This window comes from Aporhodopirellula sallentina SM41 (genome assembly GCF_000346505.1).
GTDB lineage: Bacteria > Planctomycetota > Planctomycetia > Pirellulales > Pirellulaceae > Rhodopirellula > Rhodopirellula sallentina.
This window is the reverse complement of record NZ_ANOH01000264.1, coordinates 1-15,496: the sequence shown is the minus strand read 5'-3', so window position 1 is coordinate 15,496 and position 15,496 is coordinate 1. Positions and strand designations below refer to the sequence as shown.

The 15,496-nt window shown below is 57.5% G+C and carries 12 protein-coding genes and 1 pseudogene; 7 read left to right on the top strand and 6 right to left on the bottom strand.

Translation table 11 applies throughout. The features are described 5' to 3' along the window. Positions 1–598, bottom strand: a pseudogene (locus RSSM_RS17800) (hypothetical protein); the annotation flags it as partial. 343 nt (positions 599–941) lie between these two features. Between RSSM_RS17800 and RSSM_RS17795 the strand changes: the two are divergent. The 3 genes from RSSM_RS17795 (at position 942) to RSSM_RS17785 (ending at position 5,007) form a co-directional block, all read left to right on the top strand. After that, a complete protein-coding gene (locus tag RSSM_RS17795; RefSeq protein WP_008681699.1) occupies positions 942–2,534 on the top strand; it encodes a lipopolysaccharide biosynthesis protein in 1,593 nt (530 codons plus the stop codon). 95 nt (positions 2,535–2,629) lie between these two features. Then, positions 2,630–4,096, top strand: a complete 1,467-nt coding sequence (locus tag RSSM_RS17790; protein WP_044302903.1) for a sigma-54-dependent transcriptional regulator — start codon at positions 2,630–2,632, stop codon at positions 4,094–4,096. A gap of 107 nt (positions 4,097–4,203) precedes the next feature. Beyond that, the gene (locus RSSM_RS17785; RefSeq protein ID WP_081613826.1) at positions 4,204–5,007 is read left to right on the top strand and encodes an SDR family NAD(P)-dependent oxidoreductase; all 804 of its coding nucleotides are present in this window, start codon (positions 4,204–4,206) and stop codon (positions 5,005–5,007) included. Between the two features lie 65 nt (positions 5,008–5,072). Here the strand turns inward: RSSM_RS17785 and mqnC are convergent, their stop codons facing one another. The 4 genes from mqnC to moaC form a co-directional block, all read right to left on the bottom strand. Next, on the bottom strand, positions 5,073–6,239 hold the full coding sequence (mqnC, locus tag RSSM_RS17780) for a cyclic dehypoxanthinyl futalosine synthase (protein WP_008681695.1): 1,167 nt from the start codon (positions 6,237–6,239) through the stop codon (positions 5,073–5,075). Positions 6,240–6,315: 76 nt separating this feature from the next. Continuing rightward, the gene (locus tag RSSM_RS17775; protein WP_008681694.1) at positions 6,316–7,125 is read right to left on the bottom strand and encodes a menaquinone biosynthetic enzyme MqnA/MqnD family protein; all 810 of its coding nucleotides are present in this window, start codon (positions 7,123–7,125) and stop codon (positions 6,316–6,318) included. 74 nt (positions 7,126–7,199) lie between these two features. Beyond that, a complete protein-coding gene (locus tag RSSM_RS17770) occupies positions 7,200–8,207 on the bottom strand; it encodes a polyprenyl synthetase family protein (RefSeq protein WP_044302902.1) in 1,008 nt (335 codons plus the stop codon). 363 nt (positions 8,208–8,570) lie between these two features. Then, complete coding sequence (gene moaC, locus RSSM_RS17765) at positions 8,571–9,098, bottom strand: cyclic pyranopterin monophosphate synthase MoaC (RefSeq protein ID WP_008681692.1); 528 nt, start codon at positions 9,096–9,098, stop codon at positions 8,571–8,573. An 892-nt stretch (positions 9,099–9,990) separates the two neighbouring features. On the opposite strand from moaC, the gene RSSM_RS17760 reads away from it, so the two are divergent. From RSSM_RS17760 to accC, 4 genes are all read left to right on the top strand, one after another. Next, complete coding sequence (locus RSSM_RS17760; RefSeq protein ID WP_007329551.1) at positions 9,991–10,563, top strand: helix-turn-helix domain-containing protein; 573 nt, start codon at positions 9,991–9,993, stop codon at positions 10,561–10,563. A gap of 361 nt (positions 10,564–10,924) precedes the next feature. After that, positions 10,925–12,043, top strand: coding sequence for a M24 family metallopeptidase (locus RSSM_RS17755; protein WP_044302901.1), 1,119 nt, complete (start codon positions 10,925–10,927; stop codon positions 12,041–12,043). A 58-nt stretch (positions 12,044–12,101) separates the two neighbouring features. Continuing rightward, the gene (gene accB / locus RSSM_RS17750) at positions 12,102–12,653 is read left to right on the top strand and encodes an acetyl-CoA carboxylase biotin carboxyl carrier protein (protein ID WP_008681689.1); all 552 of its coding nucleotides are present in this window, start codon (positions 12,102–12,104) and stop codon (positions 12,651–12,653) included. Positions 12,654–12,656: 3 nt separating this feature from the next. Beyond that, a complete protein-coding gene (accC, locus tag RSSM_RS17745) occupies positions 12,657–14,006 on the top strand; it encodes an acetyl-CoA carboxylase biotin carboxylase subunit (RefSeq protein WP_008681688.1) in 1,350 nt (449 codons plus the stop codon). A gap of 112 nt (positions 14,007–14,118) precedes the next feature. On the opposite strand, the gene RSSM_RS17740 is transcribed toward accC, so the two are convergent. Beyond that, positions 14,119–15,496, bottom strand: a 1,378-nt coding sequence (locus tag RSSM_RS17740; protein WP_044302898.1) for an RtcB family protein, incomplete at its 5' end; no start/stop codon positions are given.

The window sequence follows — 15,496 nt, the reverse complement described above, 5'->3', positions numbered from 1 at the left end:
TGCTGCCACCAAGCACGCCAAGTTCAATGCCGAGCGAATCAAGTTGATCCGCGTAGTGGTCGCGATCCTTTGCGGTGAAACTGAGTTGCCAGCGGTTGAACCGGGGGATAACGTCGAGGCCCCGATCCGCCCCCGGATCCGGCCCGCCTCTGCGGAGTCCTTTTCCGAGACTGTCTGTTTCGCCGATGCCGATATCGCCGTCGAATGAAGACGCGGTATGCGTCGCGGCGTCTGTCAATGCAACCAAAGTCGCGTCGAGTGTCGGCTCCTGCAACGCGATGTATTCGTCCTGCGACGGAACATCAAATGGATCGTCGATGCCAGTTTCTCCCCCTTGCACCCACGAGGTACGGGTCGGTTGCGAATGCTTGATCTCTTCCTGCGCTGCCCAACGATTGAGCGTCCACAACAGGAACAGGCCCGACACGATGACACCTAAAAATAAGATTATCGTCAGGTAAAAGCTCGAAACCTTTTCGAACTTGCTCGTCCGCATGTTGATCGGGACGGCGGGCGTCGTGTTGTCCATCCGATCGTTGTCAACTTGAGCACTGTTGTCTTGATCGCCGGCAACGAGATCGTCTGCGATGGTGTGCATGAGAGAGGTCTGTGGGCAGAGAGCGATTGAGAAGAGGCGACGCAGCAGACAATGAGTATATCAGTCTATCGGCAGCGACGGTAACACAAAAAAGTGTCGTCGCAGTCACAAGTAACTGCGGGGTGAAGGTGAAGGTGAAGGCGGCGGGCGTTTGGGGGACGGTTCGGTAGCTCGTAACCTTCCCATCCGTTTCAACCCTCACAAACCGACGTTCTCGTCATTGAGGGTTGTTTGTGTTGAGATCCTGACTGTGATTGGTGTGACATGCGCTCGATTGCGTTCCAAAGTTAGATGATCGTATGTATCTTTCATTTGCGATGTTCTTGTATTAGTCGATTCCTGCATGTCTTCCGCCGCCGAACCGCAACCGATGACTCCGGTGACGAACTCTCAACGTTCCTCACGTGAGTTTCGCGTCGATTCACTTGCTGTCGGAATGGTGGTGATGCTCGCGATGACCGTCGTGGGACGTGGAATCGGGTTTGTCCGTGGGATGGCTTTCTGCCGATTGATGGATGACACCGATGTCGGTCGGTGGTCGATGGCGTTTGGCTTCATCACGTTGATCACGCCCGTGATGCTGTTTGGTATCCCTGGGGTGCTGCCGAAATTCACGGAACATTTCCGCCTCAAAGGTCAGTTGCGGCCATTCGTTCGCCGAATTGCCATTGGAACCATTGCCTGCACCGGAGTGTTTGTCGCCGCGATGGCGTGCTTTCCAGGTTGGTTCGGTTGGATCATCTTCTTAGAGAGCCAGTCGACCGCGTTGATTTATTCGATGGCGTTCGCCGTCGTCAGCATGATCGTTTACAACTTTTCATCGGATCTCAACGCGTCACTGCGGCAGGTCCGTGTTGTCTCGTTGATGCAGTTCGTTCACGGTGTTGGTTTCACCGTACTGAGTTTGGCTTGGTTGGTCAGCGGTGGCGATTTTACTGGTCTCGTCACGGTATTCGCGGTGGCGTGTTTGGTTGCCAGCGTTCCAGGATTTTGGTCGCTGGCGAGGAATTGGCACGCGGCCGCCAATCCAGGCGATGAATCGGAAGCGTCGTCGACCGCAGCGAGTCAGAGCACGAGTCTGTCAAAAATGGTGCGTCGATTGGCACCCTACGCGGCGGCGCTGTGGATGACCAATCTGATCGGAAACCTCTTCGAACTATCCGATCGTTATATGATTTTGCACTTTTTGCCGTTGCCGCCGGGCGCGTCGGCGTCGGGATCCGCGGATTTGATCCGCGAGACGATGGGCCAGGCCGCGGTCGGGCAATACCACTCCGGACGAATCATTCCGATGATGTTGTTGAGTGTGGGGACGATGATTGCCGGCGTTTTGATGCCCTATTTATCGGCTGATTGGGAAGCAAAGAAACTCGATTCGGTTCGGGCGAGAGTGGGTGACGCGTTGTTGGCCGTTTCATTGGTTTTCACCATTGGCGGTGCGTTCGCGATCATTATCGGGCCGTGGATGTTCGACGTGTTGCTCCAAGGAAGGTATCGCGACGGGTTGGCGTTGATGCCTCTGGCGTTGTGTTTTTGCACGTGGTCGGCGCTTGTAATGGTCGGGCAATGCTATCTGCTAACGGCGGAGAAGGGACGAGCCGTCGCGTTTGCGATGTTTGTCGGGTTAGTTGCCAACCTCGCACTCAATGCGGTTTTGTTGCCTCGATTCGGTTTGATGGGGGCGGTCGTTGCCACGTTGCTCGCCCACGGGGTGGTGATGGTGTGTGTGTGGGCCGCGATGATGTACTTCGGTTATCCGGTGGGGGCACGCACGGTGATGCTGTCTTTGTTGCCGTTCACGCTGCTAGCGTCTCCCTGGGTCGCCGTCATTCTGGCGATCGCGATCGGATGGTCGCAGTGGAGAAACCCCGAATCTCGGGAGCGACTGTTGGAGTTGATTCCCGCACGATTCCGCGAGCGTTTGGCCGAGTGTTGATTTTTTGAAACATGTGGTGACATTTTTGACCGAGCGTGTTTTTCGACCTAGATATGAGTGTAGTCGAAACGCCACCGACGCCTCGGAAACACCTCATGAACAATGCCGCTCGTCTGTTACTCGTCGATGATGATTATCACCTCGCCACTTCGCTCGGGCAGTGGCTCGTGGAGATGGGATATGACGTCGAAGTCGCCAATGATCTATCCCAGGCGAAAACGCATCTCGGCGGTCGGTCTTTTGATCTGATCATCACGGACCTGCGGATCGGAAACGACGACGGGCTGGATCTCGTTCGGTATGCCAAGAAGCACCACGTCGACACGGCGGTCTTGGTGATGACCGGCTACGCGACGCCCGATACTGCAGTCGAAGCGGTTCGCGTCGGGGCGTTTGACTTGCTGACCAAACCGGTCATTGACGACGAGTTAATACTCGCGATCGATCGAGCGATCAACCATCACAAGGTCGAACAAGAGAACGAGCAACTTCGCAAGCAACTCGATCGTCGCAGCGGGCTCGAGAACATTCTCAGTCACGACTATCGGATGATGAAGATCTTTGACGTGATCGATAGCGTCGCCGATGCGAGAGCGTCGATTCTGATCACGGGCGAAAACGGAACCGGGAAAAGCATGATTGCTCGTGCGATCCACCATCGGAGTTCCCGTCGCGGTGGGCCGTTCGTGGAGGTCGCCTGTGGGGCGTTGCCAGACACGTTGCTCGAGAGCGAGTTGTTTGGCCACGTTGCGGGTGCTTACACCGGTGCCAATACCGACCGCGTCGGAAAGTTTGAATTAGCCGATGGCGGGACGTTATTCCTCGACGAAATCGGCACCGCGACGCAAGCGATGCAGGTGAAGTTGTTGCGGGTGCTGCAGGAACTGCAATTCGAGCCGCTCGGTGGTTCCGAAACCCGAACCGTCGATACGCGGGTAATTTTGGCGACGAACCAGGACCTGGAACGTGGGGTGGCCGATGGCACGTTCCGTCAGGACCTCTATTATCGAGTCAACGTCGTTAACATTGTGCTGCCGTCGTTGCGGGAGCGTCCCGGCGACATCCCATTGCTCGCCGATCACTTCATCCGAGAAGCCGCAGAGGCGGCGTCTCGAGATGTGGAGGCGTTTGACCAAGAAGCGATCAAGGCGCTGCAGGCGTATCACTGGCCGGGCAATGTCCGGCAGCTCGAAAATGTTGTGGAACGAGCCGTCTTGCTCGGCAATGATCGAATCCTCGGCGTGCGGGATCTTCCTCCAGAGGTCCTCGGTGTTAAAAAGCAAGGTTCCCTCGAAGGTGATTCGCCGCTTGCCGGTCCGATGTCGCCGATGATGGGGGGGGCCGCCCCAGGGCAGCAAGCCGCACCCGCGATCTCGTCCGCCGGACGCAGTTTGCGAGAAGCCCTGGAGGGGCCCGAACGCGAAATTATCCTCAGTTCGCTGCGGCGTCACGGATGGAACCGAGCGGCCACGGCGGACGAACTCGAAATCAACCGAACGACTCTGTACAAGAAGATGAAACGTCTCGGTCTCGATGACCCGCGATTGCAATACGCGATGTGAACGCGTTACGCTGACCACAAAAATTGTCTGCCGTTTTTGCGTAGAACATCGCCAGTGATCGTCGCCGGTGATTGTGTTTCGGCGGCATTGCAGCAATGGCAGGTTCGATGACAGGTATCGTAGTCACGGGAAGTAGCAGCGGGATCGGTCGCGCGATCGCGATCCGGTTGGCTCATGATGTCGTGCGACGAAACGCGACGAATTCGGTGCAGATGTTGGTACATTACCGCAGCAACCGAGACGGTGCCGCCGCAACGGCAGACGAGATCCGAAAGCTCGGCGTCAATTGCGAAACGATGGCGGCGGATCTTAGTCAGACAGACGACGTTCATCGGTTGGCTGAAGACGCGATCGGTCGTTTGGGAACCATCTCGACGTGGGTCAACAATGCCGGGTTTGACGTGTTGACCGGCGAGGCCTCCGGATGGTCGTTTGATCAGAAGTTGCGAATGCTGCTCGATGTCGACGTTTGCGGTACGATCGCATTATCTCGCATCGTCGGTCCCGCGATGGCAGAACAGTCGCTTTCGAGTCAGGTGACGCCTTCAATGGTGTTCATCGGATGGGATCAGGCGCCCGAGGGAATGGAAGGCGACGCTGGGATGATGTTTGGCCCTGTGAAGGCCGCGGTGATGGCGTTTGCCAATAGCCTCGCACAGACCCTCGCGCCGCGAGTCCGCGTGAACACAGTCGCACCCGGTTGGATTCAAACTGCATGGGGTGAAACGACGAGCTCCTATTGGAACGAACGCGCCGAAAAGCAATCGCTGATGCAGCGTTGGGGCCGCCCATCCGATATCGCTGAGGCGGTTGCCTATCTAACGAGCCCCGACGCCGGATTCGTCACCGGGCAGACCGTGAATGTCAACGGCGGATGGAATCGGAAGTTTGAAGGTCGTGGCGACAGCTAGGTGTTCTGCTGTCTGCGTGAGAGGTGTTGAATATGCGAGCCCCGGACGAACTCGCCCGCACAGGCTCAGACGGTCATCTGAACCAACTCGCGGGCGCTCGCGTCGGCGTTGGCTTGAATCGCTTTTTGTTGGAGTTCTTCGTCGACGAGGTTGTAGAACACGTCTCGCTGCCGGGCTTCGAATCCATGCTCTTGGATCGCCGCGCGGATCTGTTGCAGCGATAGATAGTGGACCGTACCTGCTTCGGCGACAACGTTCTCTTCGATCATCAGGCTGCCCATGTCGTTGGCCCCGAACATCAACGCCATTTGGCCGATCTTCAATCCCTGCGTCACCCAACTGCTTTGCAGGTTCGGGATGTTGTCGAGATACAAACGCGACACCGCTAGCATTTTGAGATACTCGAACGAACCCAGTTTCGGGAGGTCGCTCATTTCGGTGTTCTCGGGTTGGAATGTCCAGCAGATGAACGCGGTGAATCCGCCCGTTTCGTCTTGAACGTCACGCAACCGACGTAGGTGTTCGACACGTTCGGCGAGCGTTTCAACATGACCGAACATCATCGTCGCGGAACTGACTCCGCCGAGTTCATGCCAGGCCCGCATCACGCCGAGCCAGTCGTCGGTCATGACTTTGCCACGGGTGATCTCCGCACGCACTCGGTCGTTGAGAATCTCCGCACCGCCGCCAGGAACGCTGCCGAGTCCCGCGTTTTTGAGTCGGGAGAGGACGTCCTTGATCGGCAAACGATTGACTTTGGTGAAGTGATGAAGTTCCGGCGGTGAGAAGCCGTGGATGTTGACCTGTGGGAATTTGGTTTTGATGTCACCGAGCATCTCCTCGTACCATTCGAGTTTGTACTTCGGATGCAAACCACCTTGCAGTAAGATCTGATTGCCGCCCAAATCGACGGTCTCTTGGATCTTCTTCAGCAGTACTTCTCGAGGCAGGACATAGCCCTCGTCGCTTTTGGGGCCGCGATAAAACGCGCAGAAGTCACACACCGCGGTACAGACGTTGGTGTAGTTAATGTTCCGGTCGATGTTGTAGGTGCGGTACGGTTCGGGGTGTTTCTGTCGCGAGACCGTTTCCGCGGCGGCACCGATCGCGGCCAAGTCATGAGACTGCAGCAGCGTAATGGCGTCTTGATCGGTCAATCGCTGTCCATCGATGGCGCGGTCGAGGATCGAGCGAACTGTTGAGTCGGCGGCGGTAGCAGCGTTAGCGTTCATGGTTCGTCAGAGTGGTGTACGTCAGAATGTTTCGGATTCGTGAAAATGATTCGGCACAAAACGTTGTCAAAAAGGGTCAGGCGTTGTTGCCCGAGACCGCAGGTGGTGGCGGAGCCAATCCGATGGCTGTCGCCTTTTCGCGAAAGAGTTTCAGGCCGGAGCGTTCGCCAGGCCCGAGATAGAAGTGAAGGTTTTCGGCAAAGTAACGATGCAGGTCTTCGTTGGTCAGACCCTGCGAGGCGGCTTCGCGAATTGCGATCTTTTCCAAGCACTGCATCCCGTCGTCGCGGCTCGCGCTGAGCGTTTCCTCAATGCGTTTGAGTTGGTCGGGGTTGGTGCAGACGTCTCGCCGCGCCACCCACATTGCAAACACGAAAGGCAGTTCGGTCCAACGGACCCAACGATCACCGAGATCCCAAATTTCTCGATAGGTTTCTCGGGGAGGATGCATTGCCCGGTCGCCGATCATCAACACCGCATCGGCGTCAACGTCCGAGGCGTCGCTGCCGATCGGAAATGGAACGGTTTCGGGGCGGATGTGATGCATTTCCGAAAGCAGCACTTGTGACATCGCCGCACTGGTGCGGCTTCCCTCGTCGAGTGCGAGCGTTTGGATGTCCGAGATCGGCACCCGGCTGAGCAATCGCACGCTCCACACCGGCCCCCGGCAGGCGATCGCGGCGTCGGACACGATTTGATACCGCGACTGGTTGCGAAAATATTCCACACTCGGGATCAACGCGATGTCCAGTTCTCCGCCGGCGAGATCTGCCGCCAGACGCGAGGGCAGGTCCAAACGCAGTGTGCCCCAATCCGATAGCCGTTGGTCGAGGGTTTCAACCAGCGGTTTGGTGTTGAGATAAGAGACGGCACCGAAGCGGAGCATAAACAGTTCGCTCGTTTGACAGGGTTGGCAGGTGGCGAAGGCAGGTGGCGAATAGAACGTGCAAGTTAGGTGAACTAGAACCGGCGATCCACGGAGAAATCGGCGATCCGGATCAACGATTCCAACGCCCCGGACGGCTTGAGCGAGTCGATCGCGGCGATCGCGCTGCGGCGGAACCGGTCGGCGACTTCGCGAGTATATTCACCCGCATCACTCTTTCTCAACAACGGTGCGATCCGCTGCATCCGCTCCGCCGGGGCCGCTCGGAGTGCGTCGACCGCCTTGGACGCGATCGAAACATTGTCGTGACGGAGCAACCGGATTAGGGGCAACGTGATTTTTCCTTGAGCCAGATCGGTACCGAGCGTTTTGCCGACCTGTTCGTCTTCGCCCCACAAATCCAAATAGTCGTCGGCGATTTGGAATGCGATGCCGAGATCGTTCCCGTACTCTCCGAACGCGGCAACGAGGTCTTCGTCGGCGCCGCTGAGTTGAGCACCGAGCCGGCACGAGACGCTCGTCAGTTCGGCGGTCTTGCCGCGAATGATGTCGAGATAGGTTTCTTCGTCGATGTCCAACCAATCGCGGCCGAGGATTTGACGCAGTTCGCCCTCGCAAACTCGCTGAGCGGCTTGGCCGACCCAACGACAGGCGAGTGTCGATGGTAGCGTCGCGGCGAGCTGAAAACTTTGTGCGAAGAGATAGTCGCCTAGCAGGATGCTGGTGTCGTCGTTCCACCGCGCGTTGATCGTCGGGACGTGCCGCCGCGTGTCGGCTTTGTCGAGGACGTCATCGTGAACGAGCGTCGCGGTGTGGACCATTTCCACCACCGTCGCCATCACGATGTGGTCTTCCTCGATTGTCGATGCCAGGTCGGTGGAGGTTGCTGCGGACGCCGATTGCTGTCCGGACGTCGCCATTGCGGACAGCAGCAACAGGGCCGGCCGCAACCGCTTTCCACCGAGCTGCGTGCCGTGGCGGAGGACAGGCATCAATGCTTCGTACTGAGACTGCAATTCCAGGTGCAACCGCGCGTCCACGGAAACCAAGTGTTCGGCGATCGGTGCGTAGACATCCCGCATCGCTTCGGTGGTTCGGTTGGTCTTCGGGAGAGACGAGGAGGCTGCTTCTTCGCCATTGCGAGCGATGGGAGCCGAGGCGGAAGAGGTTTTCGTCGTGGAATCAGAGGCATCGGCGGGGACAGCCCCAGGCGGCAACGCGGAAGCAGCAGTCGATGGGTCCATTAATGCGATGACCGTAGAAAGAAAGCGATGAAACTAAAAACAGATGCAGGCCGCATTCGGGGCGACGGGTGCGGCGGTATCGGGGAGTCAGGAAACCGTCGCGAGGCACGGCCTCCTGATTGCTCAACCGATTTCCGGACGTGCCTAGCAACTCTCGGCGGGTGATCGACCGGGAAAAAGGGGCAATCAAAAGCGAAAGGCTCACTGCCGGGAATAAACGCCGGATCGACCGCCTTCTTTCGATTCCAGCTTGGTTTCCGTGATTACCATCGCGCGGTCGACGCTCTTGAGCATGTCATAGACCGTCAACGAGGCGACGGAGGCTGCTGTCATCGCCTCCATCTCCACACCGGTTTTGTAGGTCGTTCGAACCGTCGCGACGCATCGTAGCGTCTCAGGCGATCCCTCGGCAGGGTCGATGTTGTCTGATTCGCCTGTCTTTTCCCATTGAAAGTCAATCGAGACGCCTTCGATCGGGATCGCGTGGCACAGGGGGATAAGTGTTGACGTCCATTTGGTAGCCCCGATCGCGGCAAGCCGGGCGACGGAAAGAACATCTCCTTTACGTCCGCCTCCCATCCGAACCGTCTCGGCCGCGTCCGTACTCATGCGGATCGACGAGGAGGCGGTGGCGATTCGGGCGGTGACCGATTTGGCAGTGATATCCACCATGTGGGCGGCGCCGAAATCATCGAAATGGGTCGAGCCGGGGGAATCCGATTGGCTCATGCAATCCAACCTTTTCGTGAAAAAAATATGAATTAGAACGCTTGTAGCGATCTCAAAGGGGGAACCGAAGCAGTTGTGCGTTCGTCGTAATGGTGCGGGAAATTTTTTTGGCCGGTATCGTTTGATCTTGACTCGCGATTAACGGCAATTGGCGGCTCGATTCGCTGATACTGGTTATTCGTGCTGAATCACATTAAAGAGTTACCCCGGTTTTTCTCGACACTAAGCCTTGGAAGGACACTTTCCCTTTTGCTGCGGTTTCTGACCTGGCGGAGGTGCCCCTTCGACGAACAGTCGAGTGGGTCCTGTGCGAGGCAATCAAGTTATCGAAGCGGAAGGCGAAGGTCGACGGACACCCAGGGGGGAATTCTGGGAAACGTGTTCGCGGTCCTCACCATTGCGAAGGAAATTCGTGGCGACCTCGGTTGCCAATGATGCCCTGTACGCGGTGAGGTTACGAACACGGTCGATGAGTGATCCGACGAGACCGTTTTACTGAGTGAACTGTGATACCGAATTTCGTAGCGGGAGTATCCCGTTGCGAGATGGTGTACAACAGTTTTTCAGTGAGCCCATCGGTCTAGTCAGGACACAAGAAGCGGCATCTTATTGTTTCCCCCAAACGTTCACGTACCCGCGTGAATGATCCAACTAATAATTACTTTTATCAACCGCGAGGATCCCACTTCGGCAACGCGTTCAGCAGGATGCGAGCCGGCTGGCCCAGACCCAGCGTTTTGAGAATGGTTTCGTCGAATCCGTTGCGACCCACCGCAACACTGCCGATTCAAGACGGGACGATTTGAAGAACGACCCAGGGCCATCGAGAGAATGGTTACCGACGCACCATTTTCTCAAGGGATGAATCAACGAGGCGTTTGGAGAACCTAGAATGAAGGTCTTCACAACTGGTCAGGTCGCAAAGATCTGTAAAGTTGCTCCGAGAACCGTTAGCAAATGGTTTGATTCGGGGCGTTTAAAAGGCTACCGGATTCCGGGATCGCAAGATCGACGGATTCCACGAGAATATCTGATCAAATTCCTGAAAGAGCACGGCATGCCGCTGGGCGATTTGGAAGACGAAGCGATGGCAAAGTGCCTCATCGTCGCCCAGGATCAGGTGTTGATCGAAAACCTGAAGCGAGAATTGCCCCCAGAGAAATCGTTCAAAGTCGCAGTCGCGGCCAGCGGTTTCGAAGCCGGGATTCAAGCCGAGAGTTTCAACCCAGACTGCATCATCGTGGACTTCTCGATCGGCAAGATCGAAGCAGTTCAGATTTGCCAGAACCTGCGGAAGAATATCGACTTCACCGACATTGTCTTGATCGCATTGCTACCTGATGACGGTCAACCAATGAGCTTCGATCGAAGCAGCATCAACGAAACGTTCAAGAAGCCATTCGACGCGCACTTGCTCGCCGAACGTCTGCGAACCCTCGTCGGTGCCAAGAAAGAATTGGTGTAATTCACCGACGAAATCCTCGCCTCGCTCAAAAACGCCACTGACGCTTGCCCGCTCGCGTCTGTGGCGTTTTTTTCGTTTTTACATCGAATATTTTTTACCGTTCCGCGTCCGCCGGTCACTCTCTCAACCGACCGCCAGACCGTCGGTGAACTCGTTCAAGGGATGTTCGCTGCCCGCTCGCCGTTTGGTTGGGTTTGCATGCTTTCCTTTGCTAAAACCGGCCGACATTGTCTGGCTGAATCGAGACAAAGTTGCCTCGGGGGGATGGGGCGGTGAGGGCCAAATGATTTGTTGTTAGTTTGTCCGATCTATGGAGGCGACGTCGCCGACCGTTTCGATCACCCGCGAACTACCATCGATCATGTCCCAAACCAACCACGCCAACCGAATCGCACGTCTCGCTTCCCAACTCGCCGATCTGGATGTCGACGCTCTGTTGATCACTAGCGAAGTCAACGTTCGCTACCTGAGTGGATTTACCGGCGACAGTACTTGGTTGTTGGTTCGACCCGACGCGACCGCGACGTTGCTTTCGGACGGACGCTATCAAATTCAACTCGCGCAGGAATGCCCGCAGATCCCTGCCGCTATTCGTCCACCCACACAGAAATTGGGCGAACTTCTCGCTGAGGTTGTCGATTCGTCAGCGGAGGTGAAACGAATCGGTTTCGAAGCCGACCATGTCCACGTCTCCACACTGCGAGATTTGGAGCAACGCCTGCCGGAGGCTTCGTGGGTCGAAACCAGTTCGATCGTCGAACAACTTCGAGCGATCAAGGACGAGGGCGAGATTGCAACGATCCGAAAAGCGATCTCGATCGCGCAGCAGGCGTTCGTGAAGGTGACTGCGAATTTTTCAGCCAAAAAAACCGAGTGTGAAATCTACTACGAACTCGAAGCGGAAATGCGTCGATTGGGTGCTGAGGGTGTCTCGTTCCACCCGATCGTCGGCGCCGAGCCCAACGGTGCCCTGCCTCACTACACACCGGGCAATGTTCCGCTCGGTGATTGCCGGACGTTGTTGATCGATTGGGGCGCGAAGGTGGATGGTTATTGCAGTGACCTGACGCGGACGCTGCAGCGTCCTGGTTCGAAATCCGCTTCGTCGGATCGCTACGCAGCGGCATATGAGGCGGTATTGGAGGCCCAGTTGGCGGCAATCGCGGCCATTGGGGATGGGGTCGAGGCCGTGAAGGTCGACTCGGCGGCACGCCAAGTGCTCGCGAAAGCCGGGTTTGCTGAAGCGTTCAATCACGGCCTCGGGCACGGCTTTGGTCTCGAAATTCACGAGGATCCTCGGATGGGACCTTCGTCGACCGAGACGCTGAAGACCGGAATGGTTGTGACCGTCGAGCCGGGCGTGTATTTCGCCAACGAGTTTGGAATTCGCATCGAGGACGACTTGCTCGTGACGGACACCGGGTGCGAGGTCCTCAGCGACCTTCCCAAGGGTCTCGATGATTGCCCGCTCGTGATGTAAAACAACGCGTCACCCACACACGAACTTCAAATTCACGTTTGTAATCCAGGCTTTTCGCATGACTGCTGATTCGCCCAAAAGCGGCTCCACTTCCAAGAGCGATCGCTCGAAATCCAATCGCTCAGGCGACGTTTTTGACATCGATCGTATCCGTCAAATCGTTGAGTTGATGGAGCAGCACGAACTCAGCGAAGTCGATTTGCAGGCATCCGATGACCGCATTCGTCTGACCCGAGGCGGATCCCAGGCGGCAATCCCCGTTGCTGCTCCGGCACCGGCGGCCGCTCCGGCACCCGCACCTGCTGCGGCGGCACCTGCCCAGGCATCGCCAGCTCCCGCCGGCGGTGCAGCCGCGCCACCGGCCGGTACCATCACGATCAATTCACCAATGGTCGGAACGTTCTACGCCCGGGCGAACCCGGAAGCCCCGCCGTTTGTCAAAGTCGGCGATACGGTCACCGAAGAGACTGTGGTCTGCATCGTCGAAGCGATGAAAGTCTTCAACGAAATTCCCGCAGAGTGCAGCGGCAAAATTGTTGAGGTACTCGTCAGCGACCAGGAGCCGGTCGACTTTGGTAAGCCGCTCTTCCGCATCCAAACCGGTGGCTAATCGATGTATCAACGTATCCTGATCGCCAACCGAGGCGAAATCGCTCTGCGAATCATTCGTGCCTGTCGTGAGATGGGGATCGAATCGGTGGCTGTCTACAGTCAGGCCGATGCGGACTCGATGCACGTTAAATTGGCCGACCGAGCTGTCTGCGTCGGGACCGCTCGTAGTGCCGATAGTTATCTGAAAATTGACCAAATCATCGCCGCCGCCGAAGTCGCGGGAGTCGATGCGATTCACCCAGGTTACGGTTTCCTCGCCGAGAACGCTCAGTTCAACGAGATGTGCCGTAGCAGTGGGTTCGACTTCATCGGTCCGTCGCCGACCGCGATGGAAAAACTCGGTGATAAGAACACCGCACGGTCGATGGCCGTTGCCCAAGACGTGCCGGTTGTTCCCGGCAGTGACGGGCTGATCTCGGATTTCGAGCGGGCCGCCGAAGTGGCTCGCGAAATCGGATTTCCGGTCCTGATCAAAGCGACCGCCGGTGGCGGTGGTAAGGGAATGCGTGTTGCCGAAACCGAAGATGTTTTGGTCAGCCAACTCGAGGCGGCTCGCAATGAAGCGATTGCAGCATTTGGCAACGGTGGCGTTTATCTGGAGAAGTTCGTCCAGCAACCTCGCCACATCGAAGTCCAAGTGATCGCGGACACTCACGGCAATGTGTGTCACCTTTTCGAACGTGACTGTAGTGTCCAGCGTCGTCACCAAAAGCTCGTCGAGGAGGCCCCGAGCCCCGACCTGCCACCGGAACGCCGCGAAGCCATTTGTGATGCCGCGGTTCGCATGATCCGTGGTGCGGATTACGCCGGTGCGGGGACGGTCGAGTTTATCGTCGACAAGGACTACAACTTCTACTTCATCGAAGTGAACGCGCGGATCCAAGTGGAACATCCGGTTTCCGAAATGGTGACCGGCGTCGATTTGATCCAGGAGCAAATCCGGGTTGCTTCCGGCGAGCCGCTTTCCTTCCAACAGTCAGACCTGGCCTGCAACGGCGTCGCGATCGAATGCCGGATCAATGCGGAAGACCCTAAGAAGAACTTCCAGCCTTGCCCCGGTAAGATTCAGTCGATGTTCGCTCCCGGCGGATTGGGTGTGCGATTCGATTCGCACGTAACAACCGGTTACACGGTTCCGCCGTACTACGATTCGATGATCGGAAAGCTGATCGTCTATCGTCCGACGCGTGAGATGGCGATCGCGACGATGCTGCGTGCGTTAAAGGAATTACAGGTGGAAGGGATCAAGACCACGGTTCCGTTCCACGAGTGGATCTTGAAAGACGAAGCGTTCCTCGGCGGAAGTGTCGACACGAAGTATGTCGATCGCGCCTACAAAGGCCAATCGTAGTCCGCGTCTCTGTGCCGCGTCGATCTATTCAGTGCCGCTTCGATCAGTTCTGCGCCGCTTCGGTGAGTTAACTCGCCGAAGCGTTGGCGTTAGCTTGTTCTAAAATGCGGATCTAGTCGTCCGCCGGTGCTCCGTCTTTGAGCACGAACTTCGCTTTCAAACGTGCGACTTCCATGGCGAGGTCGGCGTCGACGACACTCGCAAGTACATCGTTGAAGCTCTTGTACGCATCGGGGGCTTCGTCTCGCGGGTAGACCCGGCAATTGCTCACGATGTCGTGGTCGAGCAAGTTCTGGTCGACTGTGGTTTGTGAGAGATGTTTCTTCGCCTTGGTGCGGCTCATGCTGCGGCCCGCTCCATGGTTGACGCTGAATGCGGAAAGCGAGGCGCCTTTGTTGGCCACCATCACGCAGGATCCGTCGCGCGGGTTTCCCGGCAACAGGATCGGATGGCCGGTTGTTTCGAAGCCCGTCCCGGCGAGTTGCGGGTGTCCGGCAGGCAGAGCCCGCGTTGCACCTTTGCGATGCACCCACTGCATTTGCCCATCGATCGGTTCGCGACGGACGATGTTGTGGCTGATGAGATAAATCAGTTCACCTCGAATGCCGGGGAACACATCGCGGAACGCTTCGAGAACGAGTGCGTTGATGAGTAGGTGGTTCACGGTTGCGAAGTTGGCGCCCATCGCCATGTCGCAAAGGTACTGCTGGCCTTCGGGCGAGTCGGCTTCGGCGTAGACGAGTTGGGGATCACCGGCCGGGAAGGCGAGTCCCTTCTTTTGGAAGCCGGATTTGAGAGCGCGGAATTGGCCCATGGCGAGATCGTGCCCGAAACCGCGAGAGCCGCAGTGCGATAAGAAGGCGACGTGGTTGTTTCGCAGTCCCATCTGCTCGGCGACTGCGCGAGCATGCGGGTCCTGAGACAGTTGAACGATCTCGGCTTCGCCGAAATGGTTGCCCCCTCCGTAACTGCCGAGTTGGCGGTACTTGCTCTCAATGCGAGCGAGTTTGTCGCGGTCGCGTCCGAGCCACTCGAGCCTTGCTGCGAGCGTGTCACTCGACCCGTCCGCTGCCGTGTGGAAGGCGTCCTCGCAGCGATCTGCCCAGTTCTTAGGAATCCCGAGTTTCTTCATCACCATCTTGGACGCACCCTCGGTCGCGACTCGGAATCCGAGGGCACCGTCGACGCTTCGAGCTTTCGGGACATGGCGTTGCCCTCGGCCGGCGCCGGTGGGGACCCGTTTGCCGATCGCTTTAATCACCTTCCGACGGACCGAGTGTTCTTCGATGGCATCGGCGGGGAGGTCTGTTTGCAGAAGGCTCATCGAACATTTGATGTCCACTCCGACCGGTCCCGGGTAGACGTGCGTCGGCGAAACCATCACGCATCCGACCGGTGCGCCGTAGCCGACGTGAGCGTCAGGGTTCAAGACAACGCCCGAGACGCCGGGGGCTCGGCGGCTGTTGATTGCTTGCTGCAGCGTTTCAGCG